Source organism: Flavobacterium sp. ZT3R18, assembly GCF_007097385.1.
Lineage (GTDB): Bacteria > Bacteroidota > Bacteroidia > Flavobacteriales > Flavobacteriaceae > Flavobacterium.
The window spans coordinates 96,267-102,621 of the sequence record NZ_VJZS01000017.1 but is presented as its reverse complement, the minus strand read 5'-3'; the positions used below and the strand labels follow the sequence as shown (position 1 = coordinate 102,621).

Annotated in this window: 3 protein-coding genes and 1 pseudogene; 2 read left to right on the top strand and 2 right to left on the bottom strand. The window is 39.3% G+C overall.

Going from position 1 to position 6,355, the window contains the following annotated elements; all coding sequences use genetic code 11:
- A pseudogene (locus FNW52_RS16035) lies at nt 1–1,086 on the bottom strand (hypothetical protein); the annotation flags it as partial.
- Nucleotides 1,087–1,698: 612 nt separating this feature from the next.
- On the opposite strand from FNW52_RS16035, the gene FNW52_RS16030 reads away from it, so the two are divergent.
- Nucleotides 1,699–2,469, top strand: a complete 771-nt coding sequence (locus FNW52_RS16030) for a slipin family protein (RefSeq protein WP_143378483.1) — start codon at nt 1,699–1,701, stop codon at nt 2,467–2,469.
- An 8-nt stretch (nt 2,470–2,477) separates the two neighbouring features.
- Nucleotides 2,478–3,146: an FAD-binding oxidoreductase gene (locus tag FNW52_RS16025; RefSeq protein ID WP_143378481.1), complete on the top strand. Its 669-nt coding sequence runs from the start codon at nt 2,478–2,480 to the stop codon at nt 3,144–3,146.
- A gap of 333 nt (nt 3,147–3,479) precedes the next feature.
- Here the strand turns inward: FNW52_RS16025 and FNW52_RS16020 are convergent.
- The coding region (locus FNW52_RS16020; RefSeq protein ID WP_143378478.1) for a T9SS sorting signal type C domain-containing protein at nt 3,480–6,355 on the bottom strand (2,876 nt) is incomplete at its 5' end.

The window sequence follows — 6,355 nt, the reverse complement described above, 5'->3', positions numbered from 1 at the left end:
TGTGGTTGTAAAAGTAGAGGGGTTTGAGGTACCACTAATTAAACAACCACCACTCAATCCATTACTGAAACTGATAGAACTTGGGGCAGGGATCGAACCACAAACCACTGTCGTAGCAGCGGGTGCAGTCATTGTTGGCAATGTCGCTGGACTTACCGTGATTGTTTGAACACAAGTCGAAAAATTACCAGCTATATCAGTTGCTTTCCAAGTTCTTGTAATCACATGGCTACCGCCACATCCTGCCACATCAACATCTGTTGAAGTGACCGTAATAGTTCCTCCACAATTATCGGTAGCAGTAGCAGTACCTGTATTGCTTGGATTTGTTGAAGCTGAACAAGTAATCGTTATATTAGCAGGACACGTAATTACAGGTAAGACATTATCCACCAAAAGGGTTCCTGTACCTGTAACCCCCCCAGCTGGCGGAGTTGCTTTTACAGTAAAAATAGTAGATCCACTTAGAATTGTTCCAGCTGTAGTTGGAACTGTTAGTATACTCGTTTTCGAAGTGTCAGACCCACCAAAAACTACAGGATTGGGAGAGAACGTCCCTGCTCCAGCACCAGTTGGTAGACCCGAGATTGTTAATGTAGCAGAAAATCCACCACCTCCCGTACCAGACCGTGTTAAAGTCACAGTATAAGTCACCGAAGAACCTGGACAAACAGGAGTTGTTGATTGAGCACCAACAATGACTGTACCAACCTGAGCAGCATCCGTAAACACCGCCTCCGCATGTAAACCACTCGTTTGTCCATCTGCAGTGGCTCTCAAAGTAGATCCTAAACAATCATCCTCGCAGACATGCCAAGTCGTGACAAAATTACCATTCTCATCTGCGACTACTGTCCAAGAACTATGGTCTTCACCAGTGTCCGGTGTTTCATCGGCATGACGAACCACCATTGAAACCGTTTCTCCAGGAAAAAAACCACTACCCGTAAAGGTTGCCGTCGTTCCAGGCGCATAATCGTCTTGGTCAGAAGTTAGGGTCTGCCCAAAACTCACATTTGCAAAAAATAAATTTGCAATTAAAAAAACAATCGTTAAAAATCCGAATTTAGGTAGAAATGTTTTCATATTTAATAATTTTAAAATAATAAATAACGAATACAACACATGAAATAACAGAAACGTAAAAACAACGGAATGGGGGTATTCCTATCCTTACTAAAACAGTGTAATTAAACTCCTTAGAAAAAAGGGACTAAGGCATTTGTTGAGTAAAAAAAGACAACTTTATTACACAATCTTCAAAAATTTCTATACTAATTTATGTCATTCTTAAATTACAACATTGCTTTTTTTAATATTTTCGATAAAAGCATTTAAAACAACTTCAAACTGCATTAAATTGCTTTACAAACCTTAACAACTCATTTAGAGTTATTTAGCCACAACTTAATTCTTGTAAGTATACTCATTCGTATTATATTAAACCCCGATTCCATTTTTAAAAATAGTTGCAATTAAGTTCCTTAATAAAAATATTTCTACCTCTATCATACCTCTTCTGCTTAAAAAACTCACAAATCAATAACAATCAACACCTTAAACATTCTATATAAATTATTTTGTATATTTACTATTGATTTTAACAAAATCTCTTATCATTTGATATAAGTGCAATTTCCCAAATCACTAGGCTGAAACAATACCCTAAGAAATTCAATACTTAAAAAAGAAAATACCATGACATCTCTACAAATTGCCGAAATCTTACTCGTAATGTTCTTCATAGGAGGCATTCGAATTGCCCAAGAATACCAACGCGCAGTAGTCTTTAGACTTGGTCGTTTCAAAAACATAAAAGGACCCGGAATTTATTGGATTATTCCTTTCATAGAAAGACAGCAACGCGTAGACATTCGAACAAAAACAGTCGACCTCGAACAACAGGAAACCATCACAAAAGACAGTGTAACCATTAAGGTAAATGCAGTACTGTGGTTCAAAATCACCAATCCTGAATATGCAATTATTAAAGTAGCCGATTATAACAAAGCAGTTTATCAATTTTCGGTTACCGCTCTAAGAAACATTATTGGGCAACATTCTCTTGACGAAGTATTGAGAGAAAGAGAACAAATCAACGGAACGCTGCAAAAAATTGTGGATTCAGCAACCGAGCCTTGGGGTATTAAAATCGAAATGGTCGAAATGAAAGATGTCGAAATTCCAGAAGCAATGCAAAGAGCCATGGCCCGTGAAGCAGAAGCCATCAGAGAAAAAAGAGCCCGAATTGTAAAAGCGGAAGCCGAATTAGAAGCCTCCATAAAACTAACCCAAGGGGCCAAAAAAATGGAAGAAAGCCCAATTGCACTCGAATTGAGACGTATGCAAATGCTGGCAGAAATAGGGATTGACAACAATACCACTACCGTAATCCTCATACCATCAGACTTTACCAGCGCAGCAAAAAGTTTCACAAAACTAGTCGATGAAAAAAAATCAGACCAATAACAAACTCCATGGACACTCACATTGTTAAAATATTGAAAGCATTTTATATCACCCATGATGTAAAATGTTTTGTGGTTGAAAAACCCGCTGGATACGATTTTATTCCAGGACAAGCTACCGATGTTTCCATAAATCACCCAGAATGGCAAGATAAATTACGCCCTTTTACCTTTACCAATTTAAGAGAACAAAATTATCTCGAATTCATGATTAAAATTTACAAGGACCATGAAGGTGTGACCAACAAGCTAGGCAGCATCAATGCTGGAGCCGAATTGATTCTACACGATGTTTTCGGGGCCATTCAATACAAGGGTTCGGGTACTTTCATTGCTGGAGGAGCGGGCATCACCCCATTTATTTCCATCTTCCGAGATTTGTACAAAAAACAACACATTCAAGGCAACAAACTCATTTACAGCAACAAAACCACAGAGGATGTAATTATGGCAGAGGAATTACAAAAAATGCTTAAAAAAGATTTTTTAAAAATATACACCCGGGAAAACGTTATGGAATATATAGAAAAAAGAATTGATCGCAATTTCCTAATCGAAAACATAGCAGACTTCAGTCAAAACTTTTATGTCTGCGGCCCCTCTGATTTTGTAAAAAGTATCACTAAAAATTTATTAGACCTTGGTGCCAGTGCAAATACAGTAATTTTCGAAAAATAATAAAGGACTAAATAATTTGGGCGTGACCCCATAAGAAAAGGGGGCTTACTTATCTTTGTCTTTAGTCGCCCCTTTCTCTTATGCGATAATTATCAGGACATGCTACTTCGGCAGCTTATTTCAAATGAAATTCACTGAACTCCTATGAAAATAGAATAATGTGAAGTAATCCGTCACGCGCAATCCCCAGAAATTGATTAATTTCATTAACAATCCATTTTTTTAAATAACAACAACATACACAATAGAAACCCGTTGAGCATAATTACAAATACGCTCAACAGGTCACTAAATTAATTATTACACAAATGTGATTAACAGTATTTTAATTATCTAAAAAACAATTTTCTCAGTAACCCATTTGCCATTTTTCAAACGGATTTTCACTATTAAAACTTGATCAGTTAAACTAAATTCAGGAACACTAAATTCATTACTATTGATGTTCTCTTTTTCATAAAGTTTTCTTCTCATCAAATCATAAATAATCACTTTATCAATAGTTTGATCAAAAGAATTGATTTTCACATTATGATTTTTAACAGAGACCAGCACATTTTTATTTATTTCATCCAAATTAGTAGTGACAAAATCACTTGCTTTAATAAATTTATTAATGTATCGCAATACAAAACGATCGTCAAATGTTCCTATAGCTGTAGAAAAACTATATGCTCCATTTTTAAGATTAACAACAACTCCCGTAGACTTATCCTCTAAAAACACAGGTCGATTTGCTAAAACCCCGTCTACTTGGTCAATATTAATCGAAAAAGTTCCTTCAATGGTCGTTTTATATCCTAAAGGTACTTCATCCATTACATCAAATGGTAATGCGCGTCCCTGAATTGAAAGTTTCTTATTGTCATTAATACTATAAAAATCTACATATGGATTCGCATCCAAACTCTTGCCATCAAAACGTTTATCTATTCCATTAGTTGCACTGGCAACATATCCAATTAACAATTGCTTGAAGGCGCCCTGCGTATTTGATAAATCTAACCAAACTCGGTGTTTTTTTAATGCACTACTTGCTTTTGTATTCGTTCCTTTAAAGAACTGAGAATTATTAAGTATTGCCCCTCCTACACCTACTCGCATCGTATTTTCAAAAGTAACGGTACCCGCAGCATTTGTTGTTGCAAAAAACGATTGTCCAGATGCAATTTTTCCTGATGGAATAGAGTTATTGACACCCGTATTTATTGCAGCTGTTCCTGTACCTCCCACCGCGTTATAAGAAGCATAATCATTATGGTTATAAATTAAATTGGTTACAGGTGTATTATGCGTCCAAAAATAAATAGTTCCGTCTAAAACTGGATTTGCCCCCAAAAACATATCTGCATCTAAGGCAGAAGGATATGGATTCCCAATAAGATAACTCAATCCAGAACCAGCTATAGAATAAGAAATAGTACCATTGTTTGGCACACCAATAAAGTTTGCAGTATAAACCGCCGGAATCAAATTTCCTTGTGGACCACGAATAATGTAACCAATTCCTTTTCCCATTACGGTTCCTGTAGCTTCTATTTTCCATGCTCCCGCAACAGCATCCCAAGAGAGATATTTATCAAATAATGTCGTAGGCGAAACATTCAATAATGTTTGAGGGGAAACCGGAGAAGACCAATAAGTATAATCAAATTTACCAACCGCAGTAGTATTTCTTTTATAGGTTATATTTCCTGTATTGACTACATTATTGGTTTGTATCAAGCTTGCATTATTTTCAAAAGTTATTAATCCAGTTCCTGCTACATCCAACCCATTTTCTAACACTAAAGAGAATCCAGGATTAACAGTTACAGCAACTCCAGTATTCACTTGACAGGAACAGGCTATTAAGTTTCCAGCAAATGTATAACCACTTGCAAAAATTGCTCTTGTAAGTATATTTGGAGGTCCATTGGACCACACCCCTCCAGAGTAAGTCGTCGCAACTGAAGCAGTCAATACGACTGTTTTAGCCAAAGTTTCGCAACCACTTGCATTTTTTATTTTTACTTTATAAGTGCCCGCAGCCAATAAAGCTTTTACATTCGAAGATTGATATGTTGCTCCGTCATCAAAACTATATTGGTCCGATGGAACAACAACTGCCTCAGAAACGGTTATCGTTCCTGTAGCTGTTATACAATTTGGTTGCACTTCGGTAGTCGTAAAAGCTGTTGCACTAGCTACCGTTGTTATCGTAAGAGTAGCCGAATTAGCACTCGCTCCACAACTATTTTCTGCGCGTACTCTTATATAAAAAGTTAATCCTGAAGCTAATCCCGTTACATTTTTGGTGACCACTCCACTACCTAGTAATAGATTGTTGTAGGCTGCTAAAATACTTGTAAAACCAGCATCTGTTGCAACATCTATGCGATAACCCGTTACATTAGCTGATGGCGTCCAATCTGCTGTAACATCATTACAGTTTATTGTTCCTGCTGTAAGTGTTGGAACTACCGGGGTTACCAACTGAGCCGCATTGCTGAACGAAGCCGAGGCCGCAGAAGTACAACCTCCACTACTGGCCGTAACGGTATAAGAAGTGCTAAGGGTCATGCCGCTGATCAATCCGCCCACGCCTGCCGTTGGACCTGCGGGGGTAAATGTATAGCTGTTGCCTGCGAGGTAATTGCTAATCGTGCTGGTGCCGGCTGCCAAACAACTCGCTGGCGTACTGCTGAGCGTCGGAACCGCTGGGGTTACCAACTGAGCCGCATTGCTGAACGAAGCCGAGGCCGCAGAGGTACAACCTCCACTACTGGCCGTAACGGTATAAGAAGTGCTAAGGGTCATGCCGCTGATCAATCCGCCCACGCCTGCCGTTGGACCCGCCGGAGTGAACGTATAAGTGTTGCCCGCCAAATAATTGCTGATGGTGCTCATACCGTCTGCCAAACAGCTCGCCGGGGTGCTGCTGAGCGTTGGAACCGCTGGGGTTGCCAACTGGGCCACATTGCTGAACGAGGCCGAAGCCGCAGAGGTACAGCCTGCACTACTGGCCGTAACGGTATAGGAAGTGCCAAGGGTCATGCCGCTGATCAATCCGCCCACGCCTGCCGTTGGACCTGCGGGTGTGAACGTATAGGTGTTGCCTGCGAGGTAATTGCTAATCGTGCTGGTGCCGGCTGCCAAACAACTCGCTGGCGTGCTGCTGAGCGTCGGAACCGCTGGGGTTGCCAACTGAGCTGCATTGCTGAACGAAG